The 22,755-nt window shown below is 46.4% G+C and carries 18 protein-coding genes, 1 tRNA gene, 1 pseudogene and 1 other annotated feature; of the genes and pseudogenes, 12 read left to right on the forward strand and 8 right to left on the reverse strand.

What is annotated here, in order from left to right:
* Positions 1–172: 172 nt before the first annotated feature.
* From rplS to PSE7367_RS21715, 9 genes and pseudogenes are all read left to right on the forward strand, one after another.
* A pseudogene (gene rplS, locus PSE7367_RS01670) lies at positions 173–532 on the forward strand (50S ribosomal protein L19); the annotation flags it as partial.
* Between the two features lie 452 nt (positions 533–984).
* Positions 985–1,057, forward strand: a tRNA-Trp gene (locus tag PSE7367_RS01675).
* A 175-nt stretch (positions 1,058–1,232) separates the two neighbouring features.
* A complete protein-coding gene (secE, locus tag PSE7367_RS01680) occupies positions 1,233–1,472 on the forward strand; it encodes a preprotein translocase subunit SecE (RefSeq protein ID WP_015163626.1) in 240 nt (79 codons plus the stop codon).
* A 2-nt stretch (positions 1,473–1,474) separates the two neighbouring features.
* Positions 1,475–2,116, forward strand: a complete 642-nt coding sequence (gene nusG / locus PSE7367_RS01685) for a transcription termination/antitermination protein NusG (protein ID WP_015163627.1) — start codon at positions 1,475–1,477, stop codon at positions 2,114–2,116.
* Positions 2,117–2,411: 295 nt separating this feature from the next.
* Positions 2,412–2,837, forward strand: a complete 426-nt coding sequence (gene rplK, locus PSE7367_RS01690) for a 50S ribosomal protein L11 (RefSeq protein ID WP_015163628.1) — start codon at positions 2,412–2,414, stop codon at positions 2,835–2,837.
* A gap of 142 nt (positions 2,838–2,979) precedes the next feature.
* Positions 2,980–3,696 (forward strand): 50S ribosomal protein L1, encoded by a 717-nt coding sequence (rplA, locus tag PSE7367_RS01695; protein ID WP_015163629.1) that lies wholly within the window; start codon positions 2,980–2,982, stop codon positions 3,694–3,696.
* Positions 3,697–3,775: 79 nt separating this feature from the next.
* Positions 3,776–3,954 (forward strand) — a sequence feature (ribosomal protein L10 leader region).
* Positions 3,955–4,044: 90 nt separating this feature from the next.
* Complete coding sequence (rplJ, locus tag PSE7367_RS01700; protein WP_015163630.1) at positions 4,045–4,608, forward strand: 50S ribosomal protein L10; 564 nt, start codon at positions 4,045–4,047, stop codon at positions 4,606–4,608.
* 176 nt (positions 4,609–4,784) lie between these two features.
* Positions 4,785–5,189 carry a 50S ribosomal protein L7/L12 gene (gene rplL, locus PSE7367_RS01705; protein ID WP_015163631.1) on the forward strand — a complete coding sequence of 135 codons (405 nt, stop codon included), beginning with the start codon at positions 4,785–4,787 and terminating at the stop codon, positions 5,187–5,189.
* Positions 5,190–5,777: 588 nt separating this feature from the next.
* Entirely contained in the window at positions 5,778–5,951 is a 174-nt protein-coding gene (locus PSE7367_RS21715) for a hypothetical protein (RefSeq protein WP_015163632.1), read from the forward strand.
* Between the two features lie 36 nt (positions 5,952–5,987).
* Here PSE7367_RS21715 and PSE7367_RS01710 read toward each other — a convergent pair whose 3' ends face one another.
* Both PSE7367_RS01710 and PSE7367_RS01715 read right to left on the reverse strand, forming a co-directional pair.
* On the reverse strand, positions 5,988–6,809 hold the full coding sequence (locus PSE7367_RS01710) for a class I SAM-dependent methyltransferase (RefSeq protein WP_015163633.1): 822 nt from the start codon (positions 6,807–6,809) through the stop codon (positions 5,988–5,990).
* A 271-nt stretch (positions 6,810–7,080) separates the two neighbouring features.
* The gene (locus PSE7367_RS01715; RefSeq protein WP_041698285.1) at positions 7,081–9,675 is read right to left on the reverse strand and encodes an NB-ARC domain-containing protein; all 2,595 of its coding nucleotides are present in this window, start codon (positions 9,673–9,675) and stop codon (positions 7,081–7,083) included.
* Positions 9,676–10,328: 653 nt separating this feature from the next.
* On the opposite strand from PSE7367_RS01715, the gene PSE7367_RS01720 reads away from it, so the two are divergent.
* Both PSE7367_RS01720 and PSE7367_RS19955 read left to right on the forward strand, forming a co-directional pair.
* Complete coding sequence (locus tag PSE7367_RS01720; protein ID WP_015163635.1) at positions 10,329–11,636, forward strand: alkaline phosphatase PhoX; 1,308 nt, start codon at positions 10,329–10,331, stop codon at positions 11,634–11,636.
* Positions 11,637–11,715: 79 nt separating this feature from the next.
* Entirely contained in the window at positions 11,716–12,216 is a 501-nt protein-coding gene (locus tag PSE7367_RS19955) for a tetratricopeptide repeat protein (protein WP_015163636.1), read from the forward strand.
* A gap of 72 nt (positions 12,217–12,288) precedes the next feature.
* Here the strand turns inward: PSE7367_RS19955 and PSE7367_RS01730 are convergent, their stop codons facing one another.
* The 5 genes from PSE7367_RS01730 to PSE7367_RS01750 form a co-directional block, all read right to left on the reverse strand.
* On the reverse strand, positions 12,289–12,843 hold the full coding sequence (locus PSE7367_RS01730; protein WP_041698286.1) for a DoxX family protein: 555 nt from the start codon (positions 12,841–12,843) through the stop codon (positions 12,289–12,291).
* 279 nt (positions 12,844–13,122) lie between these two features.
* Positions 13,123–16,584, reverse strand: a complete 3,462-nt coding sequence (gene nrdJ, locus PSE7367_RS01735) for a ribonucleoside-triphosphate reductase, adenosylcobalamin-dependent (RefSeq protein WP_015163638.1) — start codon at positions 16,582–16,584, stop codon at positions 13,123–13,125.
* 636 nt (positions 16,585–17,220) lie between these two features.
* A complete protein-coding gene (locus PSE7367_RS19960) occupies positions 17,221–17,697 on the reverse strand; it encodes a hypothetical protein (RefSeq protein ID WP_015163639.1) in 477 nt (158 codons plus the stop codon).
* A 143-nt stretch (positions 17,698–17,840) separates the two neighbouring features.
* A complete protein-coding gene (locus PSE7367_RS01745; RefSeq protein ID WP_015163640.1) occupies positions 17,841–18,083 on the reverse strand; it encodes a hypothetical protein in 243 nt (80 codons plus the stop codon).
* A gap of 209 nt (positions 18,084–18,292) precedes the next feature.
* Complete coding sequence (locus PSE7367_RS01750) at positions 18,293–18,694, reverse strand: DUF4359 domain-containing protein (RefSeq protein ID WP_015163641.1); 402 nt, start codon at positions 18,692–18,694, stop codon at positions 18,293–18,295.
* 518 nt (positions 18,695–19,212) lie between these two features.
* Here PSE7367_RS01750 and PSE7367_RS01755 point away from each other — a divergent pair.
* Positions 19,213–20,163, forward strand: a complete 951-nt coding sequence (locus PSE7367_RS01755) for an RluA family pseudouridine synthase (RefSeq protein ID WP_015163642.1) — start codon at positions 19,213–19,215, stop codon at positions 20,161–20,163.
* Positions 20,164–20,321: 158 nt separating this feature from the next.
* Here the strand turns inward: PSE7367_RS01755 and PSE7367_RS01760 are convergent, their stop codons facing one another.
* Positions 20,322–22,475 carry a ShlB/FhaC/HecB family hemolysin secretion/activation protein gene (locus PSE7367_RS01760; RefSeq protein WP_156800321.1) on the reverse strand — a complete coding sequence of 718 codons (2,154 nt, stop codon included), beginning with the start codon at positions 22,473–22,475 and terminating at the stop codon, positions 20,322–20,324.
* Positions 22,476–22,755: the final 280 nt, after the last annotated feature.

Raw genomic sequence — 22,755 nt, forward strand, 5'->3', positions numbered from 1 at the left:
AGGATGTGTTGATTCCAGCATTTTAGCCGGATTTGGTTAAATAGGTAATAAAATAAAAACCAATCCAACTACGGATATAGATAGGTTTTGCTATATACCTACTTTCAATCTCCAGTAGACAATCCGTATAAGTTACTTTACAATTGAAGACTGCCGATTTTTTAAGGTGATCATGCACGCAGAGGCGATAATTCGCTCCGTAGAAGCGAAACACATCAAAGAAGACGTTCCCAAAATCTATGTTGGGGATACCCTTAAAGTTGGGGTCAGAATTAAAGAGGGCGGTAAAGAACGGGTGCAGCCCTATGAAGGGACTGTAATTTCCATGGCCGGCTCTGGTATTAATAGCCGTATCACCGTGCGCAAGACCTTCCAGGGGATTGGCGTAGAGCGGGTTTTCCTGCTTCATTCTCCTAAGATCGAAAGTATTAAGGTGATCAGACGTGGTAAAGTGCGTCGGGCGAAGCTTTATTACCTGCGCGATCGCGTTGGTAAGGCCACTAGAGTTAAGCAACGTTTCGATCGGCCGATTGATACGGAAGGCAAGAAAACGGTCAAGCGCGCCAAAGCTAAGGCTAGAAAGAAAGCTAAGGCTGCCGCTGCTGCTGCTGAATAAATTGGCTTAGGAAGTTAGATTCTAAGTCGGTTAGATTCAAAGTAATGTTTATTTAAGCTGTTGAAGTTTAAATATGTAACATTCTATTTTTCTGTTGTTGGGTCTTTCAATGTCTAGATCAAATGCCATTGACTTATGTAATGGGTTACTATGGATCAGGCATTGAAGTTAAGACTCAAAGCCGCCAATTATTTCTAGGTTTTCCGCCAGTAGAACCGTTGGCCGATGGCTCTTAAGCAGCTATATTGTTTAGGTTCCAAGCTGATCGATTAGCGAATTTAGTCTTTAACTAATGGCTCAGCCAGTAAGCAAAGCGAATCGCTAGAATGATCTTTGGATGATCTAACAGATCTAGATTTCAGAAGTATGCGCTCTTAGTTCAGTTGGTAGAACGCAGGTCTCCAAAACCTGATGTCGGGGGTTCGAGTCCTCCAGGGCGCGCTCCATTTTTTTTGAATTTTCCACTACTGCCCAAGCTGCTAGCACAACTTAATTATCTCATTGCTCAATAATTGGCTAGATGCCTAATCGGCTTAACCAAGTCCAGTATTGACCTTGAAATTGAGTTTCACCCTAGCTAGCCCTATCAATTGCCGCGATCGCCATACATGAAGCCATGACCAAGGAAGAGGATCTCAAAAAAGGTAAAAAGCCTTCCCAGGAAGAAGCGGCGGAAACTGGTAAGGCAGGTAAGTTTATTAAAAATACCCAGGCAGAACTTGAGAAAGTTGTCTGGCCTAGTCGTCAACAGCTTTTCAGCGAATCTGCTGCCGTGTTGCTCATGGTAGTTGCTGCATCTTCGCTAGTATATCTAGTAGATGGCCTGTTCAGATGGGTCGCTAACCAATTATTTTAGCAATGTTTGCAGAAGAACAAGATCCCGATAATTTAGAAGCCGAAATAGAGACTGAAGCAACAGCAGGCCAAGCTTCGGGCATAAAGCCACGCTGGTATGCTGTACAGGTTGCTTCTGGCTGCGAAAAAAAGGTCAAAGCTAATCTGGAGCAACGTCTTGACACTCTAGAAGTGCAGGATTTGATCCACCAGATCGAAATCCCTCAGACCCCCACCGTCAAAATTCGCAAAGATGGCAGTCGCCAATCAGCCCAGGAGAAAGTATTTCCGGGCTATGTTCTGATTAAGATGAACATGGATGACCATGCCTGGCAGGTGGTCAAAAATACCCCACATGTGATTAATTTTGTGGGTACTGAGCAAAAACGTCCCTACGGCCGTGGGCGCGGGCATGTTACGCCAAGACCACTTAGTCGATCGGAGGCGGAGCGTATTTTCCGCATTGCGGTCGAGCAAGAAACAATCGTCAAGATCGATATGGCAGCAGGCGACAAGATTAAGGTTTTGTCTGGGCCATTTAAGGACTTTGAGGGTGAAGTAGTGGAAGTCACGCCGGAGCGGAGCAAGCTGAAAGCGTTGTTGTCGATCTTTGGCCGTGATACACCAGTGGAACTTGAATTTAATCAAGTGGAAAAGCAAAACTAAATTGCTGATATACTAATTAGCCGAGCTAATTTTAGCCGAGCTGATTTGATTAGTGATCAGCGATCGGCACTGAGACCGGGTGAATTCTGCGGACTCAGTTATTTTTATGGCTTGCTCCATTGGTGATGGATGGCATCGCTAATATTCAAAAATATTGCCGCCACTATCAAAAACGTTAATTTATACCTTCAAGGAGCTTTAGCCACAGCTCTAGATGTTCAAAACTAAGCGAATGTAGCGTAAATATAGAGTTTAGTTATTTTTAGATATTCCAAAATAAACAAAGTAGGCAAGCATGGCAAGAAAAGTTGTAGCAATTATTAAGCTGGCGATCCAGGCTGGTAAGGCGAACCCCGCGCCACCGATCGGCCCAGCACTGGGGCAGCATGGCGTTAATATTATGATGTTCTGCAAGGAATATAACGCCAAAACCGCTGACAAAGCTGGCACTGTGATTCCGGTTGAGATCTCTGTCTATGAAGATCGCAGCTTTACCTTTATTCTCAAAACCCCACCCGCATCTGAGTTAATTAAAAAGGCGGCCGGGATTAATAGTGGTTCGAGCGAACCCAACCGGGTAAAAGTTGGCTCAATTACCAAAGCCCAACTCAAAGAGATCGCCGAGACCAAAATGCCTGACCTCAATGCCAATGATATTGATGCAGCGATGAATATTGTGGCGGGGACGGCTAGTAATATGGGCGTGACGATCGCCGAATAGCTTGGCTCAGTAAATTTGATCGATCGTAGCGATCGTTTAGATTTATCAATTTTCCATTTTCTTGATTTTCAATCAACTGTTAACCATAGTGGGGGAGAGGCTGATTAGCTTCGCTATCTAACCCCAAGGAGAATACAAATCAATGGCTAAAAAACAATCAAAACGCTTTCTGGCCGCATTGAGCAAAGTAGAAGAGCGTCCCTACCAACCCCTTGAAGCCTTGGCACTGCTCAAAGAAACCGCCACAGCTAAATTTGTCGAAGCAGCCGAAGCCCATATTCGCTTGGGGATTGACCCTAAATATGCTGACCAACAACTGCGGACTACGGTCGTTTTGCCCCAAGGTACAGGCCAAACTGTGCGGGTGGCAGTGATCGCCCGTGGTGAAAAAGTGGCCGAGGCATCAGAGGCCGGAGCAGACATTGTTGGTTCGGAAGAGCTGATCGAAGATATTTCCAAAGGCATGATGGATTTTGATGTGGTGATCGCCACTCCAGATGTGATGCCTCAGGTGGCAAAACTAGGTCGCTTGCTGGGTCCGCGTGGGTTAATGCCATCACCCAAAGGCGGCACTGTAACTTTCGATCTAGAAAAAGCCGTAAATGACTTCAAAGGTGGTAAAATCGAATTTCGTGCCGATCGTACCGGGATCGTGCATGTCATGTTTGGTAAAGCCAACTTTGAGCCCCAGGATTTATTGATTAATCTCAAGGCTTTGCAGGAAACGATCGATCGTAATCGACCTTCCGGTGCTAAGGGTAAATACTGGCAATCGATTTATCTTTCCGCTTCGATGGGCCCGGCGATCGAGCTTGATGTTAGCGCCCTGCGCGATCTAAAGCTAGAAGATGCCGCCTAGATTGGCCAAAAGGCTTAAATAGTAAGTTTCTAGTCCAGTAAAACAAAACAATTAGGAGCATAGCTCAACGCTCTAACATCCCTACAACCAAATAAAACTGTAGACAGTAGGTGTCTGTTACTGGTCTTAATTAGAAGTCTGATCAAGATTTCGCACAGATTAGCAGCAAGACTTAATTTCCTGCCGAGGTTGTTAACGAGGGAGTTATGCTCTCCTTGACCTCTACCTGTTGTCGGTTAGGGGTCATTGTTTTGGCGCTAATTTTTTTGAAATGCGAGGGCTAGGATTCTTGGCTTGATCAAGCTTTACCAAACAGATTTGAAATTTCGCCAAAGGAGGTGAATTTAAGTGGGTCGAAGTCCAGAGGACAAGCAGCAACTAGTTAGTCAGCTTGAATCTCAATTAACCGAAACTCAGATGGTGATGGTAATCGATTATGGTGGCCTCAGCGTGGCCGAGATTACCGATCTGCGCCGTAGACTGCGGGATTCCGAAACTACCTGCATGGTGGTGAAGAATACCCTAATGCGGATTGCGATCGCCAGACATGAGCATTGGCAGCCAATGGGTGAATATCTCAAAGGTGCAACTGCCTGTTTGTTTGTGAAAGGCGATATGGCAAGTGCCGTCAAAGCCTACCAGGCATTCAAAAAAGACACTAAAAAGACCGAGTTACGCGGCGGCGTATTTGATGGTCGGGCTTTGGATGCTGATGCCCTAGAAGCTGTATCCAAATTGCCATCGCGTGAAGAACTACTGGCTCAGATCGCTGGCGTACTCAACAGTGCTACGTCCAGAGTGGCGATCGGACTCAATCAGGTGCCAACCTCGCTGGCACGCGCGCTCAACGATGTACCTTCCTCGTTGGGTAGGGCAATCAAGGCTGCTGCTGACCAAAAAGAAGCTGCTTAGTAATTAATTTTTTAATTTAATTACTTCCGTCGAGCTTGGTTTTATGAATTGCCTTAATTCTGAGTATTTCCATAATTTTCCGTAATTTTCTGCAATTGTCTCTAATTGATTGACGCGATCGCCATGATCATTACTCAATCACAAGTTTATTAGTCCATTAAAGGAGTATTTTCCCAATGTCTAAAATCGAAGAAGCCTACGAACTAATTACTGGCCTGAGCGTTCTAGAAGCGGCTGAGCTGGTCAAAATGATGGAAGATAAGCTCGGTATCTCTGCGGCTGCTCCTGCTGGTGGGATGATGATGGCGGCTATGCCTGGTATGGCTGCTGGTGGCGCTGCCCCTGAAGCTGAAGCGGCGGAAGAGCAAACCGAATTTGATGTCATCCTTGATGAAGTGCCCGGTGACAAGAAGATCGCCATCCTCAAGATTGTGCGTGAAATCACTGGCCTGGGTCTGAAGGATGCGAAGGAAGTGGTTGAATCTGCGCCTAAGCCAGTTAAGGAAGGTGCTAGCAAGGATGATGCTGAAGCTGCCAAAAAGAAACTCGAAGAGGCTGGTGCTAAGGTGACGGTTAAGTAGATTTATTTAACCTTTTGCTTAAGCCACAGTTAATTTAATTTCTGTGATTTTTGGGGATCGCTGCTCATAGGGCGATCCCTTTGTGTTAGCAATCATAAAAAACGATCGCCACCAGTAATACACCCAGGGCGATCGGAACCATTCATTACTCTATAAACACAGGAGAAGAAACCAGGCCAGCAAGTTAGACCAATAAATCGCTTAAATATTTTTAACTCGCTTCTAGTCTCATCACATCATCTCGGATTGATGACATTACTCTATAGCTATTCACGATCGGAAACTGTTAGACAGTAACCAATTTGACTAAAACCTTTTAAAAAGCTCCTTAACTTGGTATTGCATGATCGAGAGATAGAAATGTCGGCATCATAAATAGCAAATGTATATCCAGTATGAGTTTGTCCGATCGCTAAATGGATAAACATCTCGTTAATTTGCAACAACACCGACTTTTTAAATATTTTAGAGTGATTTATTGGTAACGCTTACTAGCGAAGCTATTGCTAAATAGCCGATAGACATTAGTTAGCAATAGTAAATATAATCACAAAAAGGGAATAGAGTATTTTATTAGGGGCGATCGCCATGATTAGACTACAGCGCACTTCATATAAACCGGGCGAAATCTGCCGACAAGCAGGCACATATGCCCTAGTCAGTCCCTTGGGGCAACCAATGGGGCAACCATTCCAGCGACTCTATGGTCAAAAGTTCCCTAGTTTTCCTGCGCCAGGTTATCGCTATGTACCAGCTAGTTAGCCATGATAGCTAGTAAATTAATAATTAACCGATTAGCTATTTTTGCTGAATCTGCACAAACATAACGCAGTAATCAGCCCAGATTTTGCCTTTCAGTCCCCCTGCCTCAATCTTATGCTTAGTTATCTGCATATTTGATGGCAAGTAACTAAGCAAGTCCCACAGCGAAACCCAGTGGATCGCATCGGCATCCCTGAACCATTTCTGATGGAACAACACCGGATCAAGGTGGATTAAAAAGCTGGGTTTTTGGCCAAGTAGGGTTAACAATCGCTTCAGACTTAGCCACAAAGAAAGCTTGAGCCGATCGCCCTTGCTGAGGTGGCGACAGGATGGACTGAGGTAAAAGGGCAAATCATAGCGAGGAGAAATCAAAAAAATGCTGCCCTGGGGATTCAGCAGACTAATTAAATGATCCAGAATGGCTTTGGGGGTGGTGAGGTGCTCCCACACAAAGGTAGAGAAAATCAGGTCATATTTTTGGGTCACCTCCAGCAGATCGCCAATGTAAACCTGGCTGGCTTGGGTGGCTAAATAATCCTGGTTCTGGGGCGTGACATCCTGGGTGTCAAAAGTCAGCCGATCGCTCAGATCTGCCGCAATATCCGCCTTTTGCAAATACTCTTGCAGATATTTCCCAAACCCAGTACGCCCTGCGCCAAACTCCAAGATCCGACAATCACCTTTACTCTGGAGCAAATTAACCGCCCTCTCCGCGATCGGTTGCCAATAGACTGGCTGCCAGTTGGATTCATGGAAAGCAGTATAATCGCTGGTTTCAGCATAGAAACTATCCAGGCGCGATCGTAGTTCTTGGGTGCGTGGATCTTCTTCGGTGGAAAATATCTGGCTATACATGCTGATCTCATTGCTATTTGCCTTACTAAACCTTATACCTGTTCTGCTCCTAATTAACAATATTAACAATCTGGATCAGGCTCAGTTTGGTGTGATTTTCCTGCCCAGATCCAAGCTGCTGCTTTAGCAAAATAAGATGTATTGAGGTGCAAAGATTGTGGACTAGATCAAGGCTAGATCAATCTGGCACCATCCTCCGCGTGAGTTTAAAACAAAGTTAGTAAATAGCCTGACCTTGTCTATATGCTAGTTACTTATTACTTAGCTGCGGTTAGCCAGGGGTTGGTTGAGCTGATGGGGCAGATTGGGGATCTAACTCAGGGCGATCGCTTAGCTCTGGGCGATTCTCTCGATCGATATCTGGTTCAGTATTTGGGTTGGCAATTGGATCGGGCTGGGCGGTTGTTGTGCCACCAGCTATTTTCAACATTTTCAAGCATTCGCCAGTTTGAATATCCCAGAGCCGAATTGTTTGATCATAGCTGCCACTAGCCAGAATTTGGCCATCGGGACTAAAGGTAGTTGCAAAAGCAGGTTGAGTATGACCTACCAGGGTAGCTAAACAATCGCCATTACTGCTGTGGCGTAGCTTGATACTGCCATCATTATTACTACAGGCAAAGACCTTGCCATCAGGACTGAACTCGATCGCCATCAGCTCGGTTGTATATTCTGAATGGTTGCCACAATTTAGCTGGGAGCCAGGGTTTTCAACCAGCTTGGCCAAGTCCTGCAAATTATTACCCAGTGCGATCGATCGGCCTGAATAACTAGAATCAGCTAAATCATCTAAACCACTAGCTAAAATACCAGTTTGAGCCATGCCCAAAGGCGATCGCTGCGGCAGAATCTCTTGCAGATAAGCTTGCCAGATCGGCAGGTGGGCAAAATCACTACCGGGGCGATCGAGTTGTAATTGTCGCAAGAGGGTAAGTATATTTTCTTGGGCATAGCCAGGATTTTGCTGAGATTGGCTAAATCGGCACAGAATTTCGCTTAACTTATTCCCCAGGCTCCTGGTCGAGCCAAATTGGGCAGTTAGCTTGGTTAATAATGGCTCAATTATGGCTAGCGGCAGCTGAGGTGACTGTGGTAACTCGATCTCATCTATCTCGATCGCTGGGGTCAATGAGGTGGGATAGTAAAGCGCAAACTCAACCAAGAATTCATCGCGCTGCTGAGTGATCGCTGCATACGCTGCTTCAATCACCAGGTTGGTCACATATTTATCTATGATCCTGGGTAGGCTAAAACCATGCTTCTGCTTGGCAATTAGCGATCGCCACCGCAAGGCCGTAATTGCCTCAAGTAACTCTGCATGGCTAGTAACTGGTCGCATCACCTGCCCCAATTGCTCAACCGTAACTGGTGATGGCAAGATTGCCAGCCAATACATGACCCGTTGCTCCAGCCCGGAAAGTCGATCGTACTGTTGCATCAGCAAGTGACGCACTTCGCCAAACACGATCGCATCCTGTGCCAAAAACTGCTCGATCGCGCCATCAAATAATTCCTGGATCGCCCTACCCACTGCCTTGAGCATTTTGGGATTGGTTTGATATTGGCTAGCTAAATTGGCGATCAACCCTGGATTATTAGTTGGATTGAGCTGTTTGAGTCTGGCTAAAATGGGCAATTGCTGAGCCGTTGCCAACTCCAGGCCACCCAACGACATCAGAGCGATCGTCTGGCTAGATTGCTCACCATTCCCAGTTGGCATCATGGTGGGCATGAGTTGATGGGGTTTTTCTCGACTGGTAAACAGTAAGCAGCTCTGGTGATTGATTTCACCCACCTGCTGAAACAAATCGCCATAGCCCTCATAGCCTGGCAGGTAAAACCCATGCCGATCGGCTGGGCGCAGGATTGTTTCTAGCTGATCGAATATGAGCAGACAACGATGCTGCCGCAGGCAATCAAATAGCAACAGGAGCAATCGATCGGCCGGGATTGACTGATCCAATCGTGATTGGGGACTGAAGAAACCAACTAAGTCCTTTAACATATCCACCAGGGCTGGGGCATGTCGCAGCGATCGCCAGATTAAATAGTCAAATTCATCCTGACAGCGATCGGCAATTTTTGCAGCTAATGCTGTTTTGCCCACGCCACCAAAACCCAGAGTGCCAATCAATCGAGCCTGATCCTGAATTAGCCATTGTTCTAGCTGCTGTAATTCTGGCTCCCGGCCAATAAAATCACTGGTGTCGATCGCACTGCCCCAATCCTGGCGCAAGCTGCGATCCTCTAAGTTGCCTTGGCTATGGGTTGTAGATATATAGGCATTGATCTGCTCCTCAGCCATAGTGGAATACACTTGACCGATGTTATTTAAATTTCCTGGCTCAGAATGATCGATTTTGCCAGAGACCCTTAATCGTTGCGGTTGATTTACTACCTGCTGGCCGATCGGGTTAATATTGCTGCTGCCCTGATTAGACTCAGCCCAGCCCTGCCAATTATCACCTACTAATAAGGATGGAGTTTGGGGATTACTGGGATTAAAAGTATTAGGCAGATTACCTATACTAGGGCTAAAGCCAGCACCATATTGACTAGTTTCATAAATACTATTGGGTTCATACCCGTGCGGAGAAGGCGAACTGGTCACCAGCTTAGATGCATATCGACGCAACACCACCTGTAAATTTTTCTTGGTTACCCGCTCACCAAATGCCCGTGATAGAGTCTGCCATAACTTATAGCCCACGTCTCTAACATAGGAGGCATCATAGCCAGAATTCTCAGCGATCGCCAGATAGGTTTTACCCTCCCAGGTTTGCCGAAATAATAGCTCTTGAATATTATTTAAACTCCTACCGGGCAAGATCGAATCAACGATCATTAATGCGTCTTCAATATTCATTAAATTATTATTTGTCTTGATCATAGGAACATAATGAAAATGCTAGTCTTGCCCCCTATATGTTCCTTAAGATCGCAAATGCAAAAACAGTATTAATCATGCTTAAGCACCCTAAACCACTAGCTTTGACTAAGCCATTAGGATTAGAATAGTTTTTTTGTCTTAATTTGCAGACCATAAAAAGCCCTTAATCCTGTCGGCAAAGACATGAAAAACAAAAATATTAGGAACAATTTAAATAGTTATTTATATGCTAAATACTGTTAGTTAAACCTGCCATTTCTTGGTGATCTAATCGGGCAAATCAGGTTGATCTATGACATCAGGATCAGGTGATGTAGTGGCAAGATCTGACATCTCAAGTCAATTCATGATATATTTGCAAATAAATACTGAATATATTGCCGTCTAAATGATCACTAGGAATCAGGATTGAGGCGATCGCTGCACTACAACAAAGCCTGATTTTGGCGGATTTGATAGCTATATGCGGCTATTGATTAACTCCATCAGCAGCTAAGTAATGCGATGTAATGCGATCGTAATTAAACCAATTGTCGGGTTTGTCAGGTTTGCCACTTGTCTATAATCAAAGTAATCAAAGCAAGTAGTCCCAAAAATTAGCCAATAGTTAGTCAATAGTCAAAAAAGACATGTCCATCTCTCGCCGCCATTTCCTTGCCCTCGCCGGAGTCAGCTCCCTTGGTGTGGTGCTTCCCAAGCTATATGCCAATGCTAGAAAGCAGATTGGTTATGGCGATCTGGTCACCGATCCCAATGGCATCCTCGATCTGCCGCCTGGATTTAAGTATCGGGTGATCTCCAAGCTGGGCGATCGGATGGATGATGGGGCGATCGTGCCTAATGCTGCCGATGGTATGGCTGCCTTTGATGGTGCCCTAGCCGGAGTCCCTGGTAGTACGATTTTAATTCGCAACCACGAACTCACTGGCCGCCACTACACCAAAGTAGCTGCGCCAACCGAAAAACTCTACGATCCGATCGCCCAGGGGGGAACAACTACATTGATCGTGAATAGCGATCGGCAGGTAGTTAAGCAGTTTGTGTCGCTGGCGGGAACGGTGCGGAATTGCGCTGGTGGCAAGACTCCCTGGGGCAGTTGGATTAGTTGCGAGGAAGATACCGCCACCCCGGCTGGCAATGAGACAGTTAATTATGCGCCTGTTTCTAAACGACATGGTTATAACTTCGAAGTGCCTGCTGATGCCACTGCGCCGATCGCACCGCAACCATTGATCGCCATGGGTCGGTTTAATCATGAGGCGATCGCTGTTGATCCACGTACCAATATTGTTTATCAAACCGAAGATCGGATCGATGGTCTGTTCTATCGCTTTATTCCCAATCAACCAGAGAATCTAATCGCAGGCGGTAGGTTGGAAGCACTGAAAATTAAAGACCAACCCCAGGCGATCACAGCCAGGCATTTTCCGATCGATCAACCGATGACGATGGAATGGGTCACGATCGAGGAGGTCGATCCAGAAGGGGATACGGTGCGATTGGAAGGATTTAGTAAGGGCGCTGCCCAGTTCATGCGCGGGGAGGGGATTTGCTATAGCGATGGGGCGCTCTATTTTACCTGCACCAATGGTGGCATGATCCAAAGTGGCCAGGTGTGGCGGTATGAGCCTGATCCGACCAATGAAACAGGGGGCACGATCGCCTTATTTGTTGAATCAGACAATCCTGAAAGCCTCCATTTCCCCGACAATATTTGTATTTCGCCCTGGGGTGACATGTATGTTTGCGAGGATGGTATCAATCAACAACAGCACGTGGTGGGAATTACTAGCAAAGGTGAGATGTATCACTTTGCCCACAATGCGCTAAATCGCAGCGAGTTTGCGGGGGCGTGTTTTTCGGCGGATGGCCAGACGATGTTTTTGAATATCTATAACCCGACGGTGACGCTGGCGATCTGGGGGGATTGGGTTTAGTCGCTCGATCGCTATATTTTTGTGAATGATATATTTATTAGTGATATCAATAAATCCGCTGTATTTGTGGTGCCCAGTAATGAGCGATCGCCCTGACGACCAGAGTCCGCAACCAGAGCAAGATGCGCAAGCTAATTTCGATCTCAATCAGGCAAATGTGGGGAATGATGTAAATAATGATATAAATACCGATCAGGCCGATGTGGCAAATCGTATGAATAATCAAGCTACCCTCTACTCTGCGCAAGGTCATTATGAGTTAGCGGAGCCGCTCTTGCAGCAGGTCTTGACCATACGACAGGAACTATACGGCGACGAGCATACCCATGTAGCAGATAGCCTGAATAATTTGGGAGCGCTTTACTATAATCAGGCAAAATTTGCTGAGGCTGAGCCCATTTTCCAAAAGTCACTAGCGATCTGTGAGCAGGTATTAGGCTCCGATCATACCTATACTAAGATCACGAGAGAATGGTTAGAAGATACCAAAAAAGAACTGGAGTTTCGTAGGCACATGGCAGACAATCCCGAAGTGGCGGAACTGATTGAGCGGTTCCTGGGTGATGACGATCCCACCTGAACAAAACCCCACCCGACTTTTTAAAAATCAGGCAGGGCAACATCAAGGATTTTACTTAGGGAATTGAATTAACTACTTGCTCGTACTTTCCACTTCAGTAACTTCAGCATCAGAAGCCTGATAGGAAGTCTCCAGCGATTCCAACCGACGCAGCGTTCTGTTGGCGATCAGCTTGCCTAACCAGGCATTGAGAAATCGATCCACCGAAAACTTACCCGCGCCATTGACCAAAAAGAAAGCAAAGACCGAAGCATAAACGCCCGATAACTCCAGGTAGGGAAGGCTGAGGCCAGCCACCAGAATGTGATGATACATCGCCACCAGCATTGTTCCCATCAAGCCCAACGCCGCCGGACGAGTGAACAAGCCCAGGGCTAGCAATGGCGCTCCCAACAGTTCCGTGAACGCCGCCACATAGCTAAAGAAGATCGGGAACGGCAAGCCGATTACTTCCACATAGGCCGCTGCGAATCCTTCGATGTCGGCAAGCTTGTCCAGGCCATTGTGAACCATGAAGATACCTACCGCGACCCGCAAGACCGTCAGGGCGATCGGTAACGCCGGATTGTCTTTGAGTTCGGGGGAGATGATTGTTTTGAGCAACCGCAGTGGTTGGCTCGATTGCATATTTATTGTTTGCATATGATTGCCAGAAGGATAATGATTAAGAATTGTTAACTTATGCATATATGCTATCACATTCATTAATAAAACTTATTGCTCCGCTTGTCAGATTTACCATCCTGTGGATAGAGATCGTCAAATAATTAAAATCTCGATCTAAAAAACTGCCCCACTCACCAATGAGCAGGACAGTAGCAAACGAGGAATTTTATGGTTTGTGGTCAGGTTGAGTTGGCGGAGTTGAAAATTAAGCGATCGCCCCAGCAACTCTAACCAAATAAACTAAGCCTTGGGCTGTTCCTCCGGCAACATGCACTTATCCGAATCACAACCCGCAGGCCCCGCTTCCACCAGGAACCCAGAATCATACAAACTCAATGCCGTATGGAAATCATCCGTACCACGACGCTTCAACACTGCGGCTAGCTCTTGTTCATATTTTTCCCGATCGATCGGCTCGAATGGCAAACGCGGGAAGGTTTGCAGATCGTCAAATCTGGCCAGCAAGGCGGTGGAAATATAGCCCTGATCCCGCTCGATCGCCTCATAGATCCGCTTGCCCACCGCTTCGATTTCTGGTTCGCGCAATTCGATCGTGCTGGAGGTGTTATGGCGGGTGTAAGACTGCTGCACATTCATCCAGAAGTCCATTTGCGCCAGGGCAGAGAATTTGGAAATGTCGATCGTGTCGGCTCCTGGCAAGTCCGCCCAGGGCACCCGCACCGGAATTTCCACCAGCCATTCCGTACATCTAGGATCAAAGGGATCATTGAGCAGATTGCCATTCTCATCCTTGTCCGATTGGGAAGGCACCACATTATAGCCATAGTCAATGCAAGCCATAGCCACTGGATCATTCTTGCGGAAGGTGACCCGGCGAATGAATCGCTGTGCTTTGGGGGGATGCCAACCAGGGGACGCACCAGTCAGCAAAGACTTAGTACCGCTGGGTTGTACGGTAGTACAGCGATTGGGACGCTTGATCCCGTGGCGATCGCAATAGTCCCACACCACCCGATGCACGGTGTCGCTCCATTTGCGCAGGTAAGCGCTTTCCTTTTCCTTAAATTCAATCCCTGGCATCGTGGCGGGTCTGCCCTCTGCCCACCATTGCAGCCACTCCACGCCAAAGGCATTAACAAAAAAGTCAAATAGACCAGTAAAGGAAACCCCCACGATCGGATCGAGTTGGCGCGATTCCTGGTAGCGATCTTCTGTGAATTGGTGATTCAGCAAGGTAGCCACGGATAGGGCTCCGGCGGCGAAGGCATCTGCTTGATCTTGTTCGTTGTTGGGATCGAGCTGATTAAGATGAATTTCACTGAGGTTGCAATGGAAATTACTACCGATGATTTCACCGCAGTTGTGAGCCGTGATCCCGTTGGCATCAAACCGAGCCGGACCTGGCACAGTGCAATCAAAAACCGCTGCTTCACCATCGGCCTCGATCGAGGCGATCGTCACTGCGAAGCGTTCCCGATTAAAATTGCGCTTATAGCCAGATAGCACCTGCTGGAGGCGTTCTGCCTTGGTCGCATCCTGGAAACCGATCACATCCTGGAACACAGGAATATTATCGTTAGCAATTACTAGCTCATGCTGTGCCTGACAGAAATATTCTGCTAGCTTACGGTTGGAGTCTGGCAACTGCCTAAAACCAGCGGGGCGGCGATTCTGGTAAATGGTGCTAGCAATGCCCACTCTCAGCAACATTCTCTGTACTGCTTCTAGGAGTGGCAGATTACTTTGAGCCAAACGAATACTTACGCCCTTTGCTTGACTACCCTGAACACTGCCATCCGCATCAAACAAGCCGCGCAGGAACCCTTGATAGAATTCATAGCTGGATTGCTCAACCCCAGGTGTGAGCGTTTTATGGCTTTGGGTAATGCCATACTGGTTGGCCAGCTTGGCTAATCCGGCTGAACCAATTTCATCGTATTTATTTTGCTGGTGATAAATTCCGGCCAAGTTAGGCGCAGTTGCTACATTACTCTTAACCAAGTCAAGGGCATATTCATTCATCTCCGCTTGAGTGTCGCCCCAGTAGCGCAACTTCGCTTGATGGGAATAGCTGGCCGCATGGCTAGAGAAACAACCATCGCCGATCAAATTACCCAACAACCAACCTTCGGCAAATGTGCCCATGCCATGCCAGGGTTGCAAGTCACGATGGTTATGAATCAAAATCCGATCGCCCTGGTTTAATGCCCCTGCCTCAACCCATTGGCTATATTGTTGCTTCTGGGTTTGGGCTGTGACTTTGAGGAGTTGATGATTGCCGGTCAGGCGCAGGGTATAGCCTTCCTTGGTGGTTAGTTTCACCACAGGTTTAACGCCAGTAAAAAAGAAGCCTTCTGGAGTAGTGCTGAATAGCTCACCATTGACATAGGTGCTGTGTTGCACACCAACTAAATCCTTGACTTGCCTTGCACCATTGCCAGTATGCACCCAGGTTTCGGCAGTAACACAAGGATTTAAGCCATAACGCTCTAGTCTATGCTCTAGCTCAGTTTCAGGCATATCGGGATAATGCGATCGCAACCATGCTTTAGCATTCTCTAAGCCCTGACTATAGACCTGCATGAATTCTTTTCTTAGTTCAGGCGTGGCTAAGATATCTACATTTGACCTGGCGATCGCTTCACCTGCCCATTGGATTGCCCCTTCACCGGAATAATACTGCTGACGCACCGCATCAACACATTCCTGCTCGGTTGGTTTGTGGTGGTAAACGCGGGTGTGGTTGGCCATGCGCAGGGCATCCCGCTCCGGATCGATCCGCCAGTTGCCCGATTCATCCTGCTGCCAAAGGTTCAACTTAGCTCCAGCAAACAATTCATCATCGCTGGCTCCCTGGCGCATTCCGGCACTCCGGCGAATATTTCCAGCCACAATGCAAACCGCCGCTTCATCGATCAAAATGCAACATTCTACCGAGGTGAGCTTGCGACCGATCGCCTTGTTCAAAACCCTGGCACACCGGTTATAGAGACTGGGCAGCTTGACCGGATTAGCTACGCCACCAAATCCCTTAAGCTGTTCACCGGAAGCACGCACATCACTCAAATCCACCGTAACTTGCACTTCGCCAGAAAAGCGATCGTCACTGGAAAGTTCTAGTATGGTTTGATAGGACTTAACCCAACCATGCCGACTGTCGCCCACATAGATCGTGACCCGATCGCCATTCACTTCTACTTCGGTGGTTTCGCGGCGAGCCTGGGCAGGCGTAGAACCCACTTCACCGGCCAGGGAAACATTGAGGCGATTGCAAATTACTGGCAACTGACTAATATATTTTTCTTCCAGCACTGCGCCTGTACCGCAGCCCATCATCGCCAGATCCATCATCAGGCCAAAGGCACGCCAATCAACTACATTGGTGCTGGTACAGTTATAGCCGCCGGAAAAATTACTGGGTTGGGCGATCCAATCAGTACCACCGACCCACAGCCAACGCCCAGAGGACAAGGCCTTTAATTGCCGCTGCATCCTGGAAATGAGCGCTACTTCCTCATCATTGAGATTACCCAATTGTTTGAGGCTGCTAATGGTGCGATCGCAAACTTGCTGCCAACTTTCGCGCCGATCGCCAATCTTACGGCTATAGGTTCTAAAAAACACTGGATTAGCTACCGGGGCATCTTCCGGGAAGGCATTAGATGTATTGGCCTTAGTATTATCAGACTTACTCAGATTGGCCTGAGCATTGGCTTTGGTGCGATCGATTTCCTGAACCATATAATTTCCTCTGGGCTGTAGTATTTGTCGCGGGCGATAAATCTCCGAGCACTTAGCTAATAGCTTTGGCTAAACCTAGATCAACTTGATTGGTAGTTCCAGCAATCGCTTATTAAACAGCTAGTCAAACCAAGAAGTTAATGTATAGAGATTTAAAAAACTGATCGTAGAGATTAAACACAAAGTATTAGATTTTGAATATACGCTATTTATCCAGAAAGGTCAAAGATTAAAACACTATATATGGTGGTATGCGTTGTGTTTTCAGGCTCTAACTACACAAAAGCAGGGCTTGTAGCGATCTCCACCATTGTTGACAGTTCTAGGTGTAATCTAGGTGTAATCTAGGTGTAAACCTAACCCAAGCTAACGACCGATTCACTAATTCTTCATGTTCTTCATGGGCAGAGGTTTCAGCTTTGTGCAAATAACTTCCATGCCGAATGCCGATCGCATAACAGCCAAAAGGGCATTAGACAGACAAATCTAATGTATTGAATGAGAATTTAAAGTCAATAAACTAAAAAACTAAAAAGACCAGAGTTAAGCAATCACTTAACCCAAGCACCTGAATGTAGGGCAAATATTAATTGAATTGCGATCGAGTATCTAATCTAATAATTTAATATTTAATATCTAATATCCGAGGGGTTGAGCAGTCTCAGGCTCTACCTGTTCTAGCTCAGCATCATTCACCCCAAGACCTGGTCTAGGGCTTTCCCCCCTGATGAAGAGGGTTTGGGTTGGCTTTTCACGGGTAAGCTGTCCCGGTGAATTTTCCACATTGCTCACAATATTGTCATTGACCAATGCTTCGGCAGCGGTCAACTGGCGTTCATCACGCTTGAGATCTTCGAGCTTATGAAATTGCTCATTCCAAAGCTTTTGGGCATATACAGTGTAGCTATAGGTGCCGAATACCGCTGTGGTCATTAACACAGTCGAAACGATCGAAATTCTTTGCACCGTAAGCAACAGCTTCAGCCAGGCTGGTAATGACTGATTAGCTAATTGTGCCGGCAACCTACTAACCTTACGGCGGTTTGCAGACTTGCGTCGGCTTGACTGCCTAGGTCTAGGGGCAAAAGCATCTGTAGCTCTGACAGGGTTCATTACTTAGCTCACACTCACTACAACATCCACTGCTAGCAAAGTAGCATCTTTTCACAGAAACGCAAAGTATTTTTCTAAAAAAATGAGGCGGCATTACCCGACATAAGCGGCATTTTGCTGGCATTCCTTGGTTCCTATAGAACTCAGGCAGGGATACATTTCCCAGCGCGAATCAATCCCACCCGTTTGGCGATCGCTTCGTTTTGATTGGCAAACGGCCCCCAGGTTTCTAATGAGCCCTGGGCTTCCTGATGGTTCGTAATCAAACAAACACCTGAAGGTTGCCTATGGATATACCAGTTAGTTGCAGCGTTTGTCGCGGCATCAATGTCTGGGCTATTGGCTGGGCTATTGACAGAGTTTGATTCGATCGGCTGCTCTGGCATATATTCACTCGCCTTCGTGAGATAATAATTGGCAATAATCTATTTAATTTTTGGATGAATGTCAAAGGTAATTACTATTGGGTTGGATTAAGTGCAGTTGAATACGTTAGCTGGAAATCTTTACTTCTATATTGTTATTCCCTTGTTCTATGGTTGGTTAATCAAAACTATTTGGGCTGTTCATATAAACATCTATGACAGCAATAACATCAATTTAAGACAAAGAAATTACCAAAAATGGCCAGGGTAGTAAACTCCTGAATCCCAGTTTCAGTGCGATATATAGTAAAAATCAAAAAGTTCTGCGGCGCAGTATTTTTCTCGATCACGTCTTTGATTAGATCTCGCTGCAGATTCACCCCCACCATACAAATTCTTGATACCAGACTGTTTGCTGCATCCAGGGGATTGTCGGGATTTTGTTCACTCTGCGATTGACATACTCCTTCCTTGACTTGTGCTGAGAACTCCTGGGCAGCGAAGTTGATATATTTTTCTTTTGATGGATTGGTAAACGCCATCGCCAGAAGTAGCAAACCAAACATGCCAGCAGCTACCTTAGGATAGAGACGATCGGCACGCTTTGCCTTATTCTGCTTGGGTCTAGTCATAGCCTCTTGATGTATTCGCTAAATTCATTTTATTGACTTACCAGAATATATGTAGCAAATCAATTACATGTAGAAACTAACAGAAACTAGAAATAGAGTGCCTACTGGTTGGCCAAGCAAATTAAGATAGTTGCTTTCCCCTGTCTAGATTGCAATCCCTCCTAATCTAAATTAGATTGTATTCCCAATTTAGGTATTCCCAATTTAGGTATTCCCAAGGTTTGTAACTTAATCGGTAGCACTGGATTCGGTAGCACTGGTAATGGTCAAGATTGAATAGAAGCGTTGTAACTAAACCGCTCTGCAACTATTTTTAAACTAATCAACAATAATCAACATGACTATGCAGGACTATGACTGATTTTCCTAGCTAATATTAGAGCTAATATTAAAAACCCTCGCCATTGCTACACTGGCTTAGGCAGCATAAAGACGATCGCGGTGAAACAATCATTATTAATTACTTTAACACACATTTTTATATCATATCCGAGCTACATGAATAAGTGCAAATAATAATGGATTTAAATAAGTCGGCTGAAAATAAAATATCGATCGAGGTTGATCTGAACTTGCCCGCTGCTGCTCCGAGCCGATTAGTCCGATTAGACAGTTATTTGGCAACCTGTTTGACTGAGTTTTCCCGATCGCGGATTCAAAAATTAATTGAACAGGGGATGGTGCAGCAAAACCAGCAGACTTGCACCAGCAAAAAGGCGATCGTTAAGGATGGCGATTACCTCACGATCGAAATCCCTGAACTTGAGCGCTTGACCATTGAACCTCAAGCGATCGATCTGGATATTCTTTATGAAGACGAGCATTTACTGGCGATCAACAAACCGGTTGGCATGGTGGTGCATCCTGCGCCGGGGCATTCTGAGGGGACTCTGGTAAATGCTTTGTTGGCGCACTGTCAACATCTATCTGGCATTAATGGCGTGCAGCGACCAGGCATCGTGCATCGGTTGGATAAGGACACCAGTGGCGCGATCGTGGTGGCGAAAAATGATTTTGCCCATCACAGCTTACAAGCCCAAATTCAGGCCAAGACTGCGCGGCGGTGCTATTTGGGGTTAGTGTTTGGTGTGCCAAATGCTAGTAGTGGCATCATTAATGCGCCAATTGCCAGACACCAGCGCGATCGCAAAAAAATGGCAGTAGTGGAAACGGGGCGATCGGCAATCACTCATTGGCGCTTGCTAGAGCGATTGGGTCATTTCTCACTATTGCAGTTTGATCTCGAAACTGGCCGCACCCATCAGATTCGGGTACATAGTGCCTATATGGGTCATGGGATCGCTGGTGATCCGGTATATGGCAAAACCCTCAAACACCTGAAGCATCAAGCGCTCCATGCCTGGCAACTCTCTTTTATTCATCCGGTTAGCCAGGTTGAGATTAAAGTTACTGCACCTCTGCCTGATTATTTTGAAAAAATACTCAAACAATTACGGCATCGCACTTAAGTAATACTTAAGTAATCTAACCTGAGTTTGATGGATCTAGTCTAAGCCTGAACCTGTGGTTGCTAGAGCTGACCTGAAAACCTGAACATTTAGCGATCGATGTTTTTTCATTGCACTGATTCTTGTTATTGATCCTGTTGAATTAGCTTGATTAAAGCCTAGAAATTAGCCCGCACCGAGAAATACAAGCCATCATCCTGTAAGTTATTGGTGGCATTATTAATCTCAATCAGCGGGATGCCATAGTCCACCCGGAAGGTAAATATATCGCTGGGTTGCCACATTAAACCTGATCCGATCCCTACCAGGGTTTGGCGATCGGGATTGCTAAAGCTTGAATTCCAGATTGTGCCTGCTTCCACAAATGGCAATAACTTCAATACACTCACGCCCTCTTCATTTTTGGCGATCGGGAATTGAAATTCCACCGAACCTTGCACGCCGCTATCACCACTGAGTTGGTTCTGGCGATAGCCTCTCACTGAAAATGGCCCACCGATGCTATAGCGATTGATCGGCAGCAACGAATCACCGGACAATTGCGCACCAACCCGGAAAATAGCCAGAGTATCACGATCGAGTCCCAGGCGCTGCACCCGCAGCACTTGACCATTCCAGCTAAAGAATTGGCCGTCGGGAGAATTATCACGGCTGGTTGCACCAAACACATCTACGCCAAAATTAAAGGTGGAGCGCAACGCCCATGCTCCACGCGGATCGCGGCGAATATAGTCCTGGCCAAGCCTCAGCACCGTAGATTGTGATTTACCATCATCAAATTCTAGACTTTGGAAATTAAACGATCGCCCATCCAAAAATGAGTTACTCCGCTCGAAGGCCAGACCCAAGCGCAGGGCAAACTCTTCACGCGGGGTGCGTACAAAAGGTTGGCGATAGGTCAGCTCATAGACCGTAGAATCGGTTTGAATATTCAGCGGCGCGATCGGGGTTTCGGTGACTGGGTTTACGCCCGTAGAAAAACTAAAAGCTACGGTTCCGCCAGAAGGGCTGACCGGAATTTGATAGCTGGCGCGATAGGAGTTGGCATCACCAGAACGTTGATAGCTGGCAAAAAATTGATCGCCGATCGTGGAAAGATTGCGATGTTGGAAGGAAATAGCCCCCTGATAGATACCAGTGGCAGCGTTACCATAGTTATCAAACGAAACACCGATATTGTAGGCTTTGGCTTCGCTATAGCGCACTTCTAGAATACTTTGCCCTGGCTGACTACCAGCCTTGAGGTTGGCACGAATATCCTGGATCAATGGATCGGCTTTGAGCAGTTGTAATTCCTGTTCCAGGCGAGCAAAATTAAGTGGTTCGGTTACCCCCAGACCCACCCGCGATCGCACATAGCTTTCTCTCAACCGTCCATCGGCACCATCAATGCGGCTCACTTCAATGTTTTCCAGCTTGCCCTCAATAACTTGAATTAAGATGCTGCCATCATTAATGTCTTGTTCGTTGGGGATAAAGGCGCGAGAGGTGATGTAGTTATTATTTAAATAGAGCTGAGTGATCTGATCGGCAACCGCTTGCAGCTCGGCCAAACTCACCGATTGCCCCACCAGTGGTTCAGTGAGGGCATCGATCTCTTCCGGTGGGATCACTGTATTACCTTCCACCACAATTTCCCTCACCGGAATCAGCGGCGCATCATCGGCCTGTACCAGCAATGAATCAGCAATTTGATTCTGATTTGGTGATCCTGTCTGTGATGTGTTAGGTGCGATCGCTAGTTCTAACTTATGCGAGGCAGATGTTTCACTATTAGTAGCTATGGGGGCAACTTGCAGCGCTGGATCAATCTCGATCGTTAAGGTAGAGACTGGTTGATCTATTTGAGGTGCTTGATCAATAGATCTACTTGAAGATATCGCCGCAAGATGAGATGAAGTGTTTGGCTGATTTGTATTATTAGTAGCATCAAAGCTGTTTGGTGAGGTGAAGCTATTAAGATCGCTTGGCCCAGATAGCTCAGATAGTTCAGATAGTTCAGAGATAGGGGCGATCGAGGTGATTGGCACGTCAGCAGTTTTTTCTGGAACTGGTGAAATTTGCTGATCCAACTTACCAGTCTCGCTGGTAATTAAGTAGTTACTTTCTTGATTACAAAAAGGGTAGCTGTCTAGCTCGCAGGTGGTCGAGGCTAATTCTGAGGGTGCTAATGATGCTGGATCGATCGGTTCGGCGCTGGTGGGGCTGGTGATTACCAAACTCAAAGGGGAGGCAATTAAAGCAGCTAGCCAAATAGACTTACCTGTCAGCACCATTGCGATCGCTGACCGAGATTTTCGATCCTTATTCACACCAACGCCCTCACATCAAGAATTAAGCAAAGTTGGGAAACTTCTCACCAAAATAAGCAATCGAAATCCAGGTTGCCCCAGAATTATTGCTTCAAATCTGCTAGCCACCAGGCAGATATCATACCCTAACTCAATTTTTGCATCAAACTATTGTTCTTTAAATGATTTTTTAGGCAATTTTAAGTGCCTGCAATCGCCGCAAAGCTGCTAAGAACTTCAAGATCGCCACCATTTTTGCTTAGTTCATTAACCAGAATTAGCAATAGCTTAAATATTAAAC

Source organism: Pseudanabaena sp. PCC 7367 (genome assembly GCF_000317065.1).
In the GTDB taxonomy this organism is placed as follows: Bacteria; Cyanobacteriota; Cyanobacteriia; order Pseudanabaenales; family Pseudanabaenaceae; genus Thalassoporum; species Thalassoporum mexicanum.

Excerpts from the sequence above, each read along its gene's own strand:
- secE (WP_015163626.1), top strand. The coding sequence starts at position 1,233 with ATGACCAAGGAAGAGGATCTCAAAAAAGGTAAAAAGCCTTCCCAGGAA.
- nusG (WP_015163627.1), top strand. The coding sequence starts at position 1,475 with ATGTTTGCAGAAGAACAAGATCCCGATAATTTAGAAGCCGAAATAGAG.
- rplK (WP_015163628.1), top strand. The coding sequence starts at position 2,412 with ATGGCAAGAAAAGTTGTAGCAATTATTAAGCTGGCGATCCAGGCTGGT.
- rplA (WP_015163629.1), top strand. The coding sequence starts at position 2,980 with ATGGCTAAAAAACAATCAAAACGCTTTCTGGCCGCATTGAGCAAAGTA.
- rplL (WP_015163631.1), top strand. The coding sequence starts at position 4,785 with ATGTCTAAAATCGAAGAAGCCTACGAACTAATTACTGGCCTGAGCGTT.
- PSE7367_RS21715 (WP_015163632.1), top strand. The coding sequence starts at position 5,778 with ATGATTAGACTACAGCGCACTTCATATAAACCGGGCGAAATCTGCCGA.
- PSE7367_RS01710 (WP_015163633.1), bottom strand. The coding sequence starts at position 6,809 with ATGTATAGCCAGATATTTTCCACCGAAGAAGATCCACGCACCCAAGAA.
- PSE7367_RS01715 (WP_041698285.1), bottom strand. The coding sequence starts at position 9,675 with ATGAATATTGAAGACGCATTAATGATCGTTGATTCGATCTTGCCCGGT.
- PSE7367_RS01720 (WP_015163635.1), top strand. The coding sequence starts at position 10,329 with ATGTCCATCTCTCGCCGCCATTTCCTTGCCCTCGCCGGAGTCAGCTCC.
- PSE7367_RS19955 (WP_015163636.1), top strand. The coding sequence starts at position 11,716 with ATGAGCGATCGCCCTGACGACCAGAGTCCGCAACCAGAGCAAGATGCG.
- PSE7367_RS01730 (WP_041698286.1), bottom strand. The coding sequence starts at position 12,843 with ATGCAATCGAGCCAACCACTGCGGTTGCTCAAAACAATCATCTCCCCC.
- nrdJ (WP_015163638.1), bottom strand. The coding sequence starts at position 16,584 with ATGGTTCAGGAAATCGATCGCACCAAAGCCAATGCTCAGGCCAATCTG.
- PSE7367_RS19960 (WP_015163639.1), bottom strand. The coding sequence starts at position 17,697 with ATGAACCCTGTCAGAGCTACAGATGCTTTTGCCCCTAGACCTAGGCAG.
- PSE7367_RS01745 (WP_015163640.1), bottom strand. The coding sequence starts at position 18,083 with ATGCCAGAGCAGCCGATCGAATCAAACTCTGTCAATAGCCCAGCCAAT.
- PSE7367_RS01750 (WP_015163641.1), bottom strand. The coding sequence starts at position 18,694 with ATGACTAGACCCAAGCAGAATAAGGCAAAGCGTGCCGATCGTCTCTAT.
- PSE7367_RS01755 (WP_015163642.1), top strand. The coding sequence starts at position 19,213 with ATGGATTTAAATAAGTCGGCTGAAAATAAAATATCGATCGAGGTTGAT.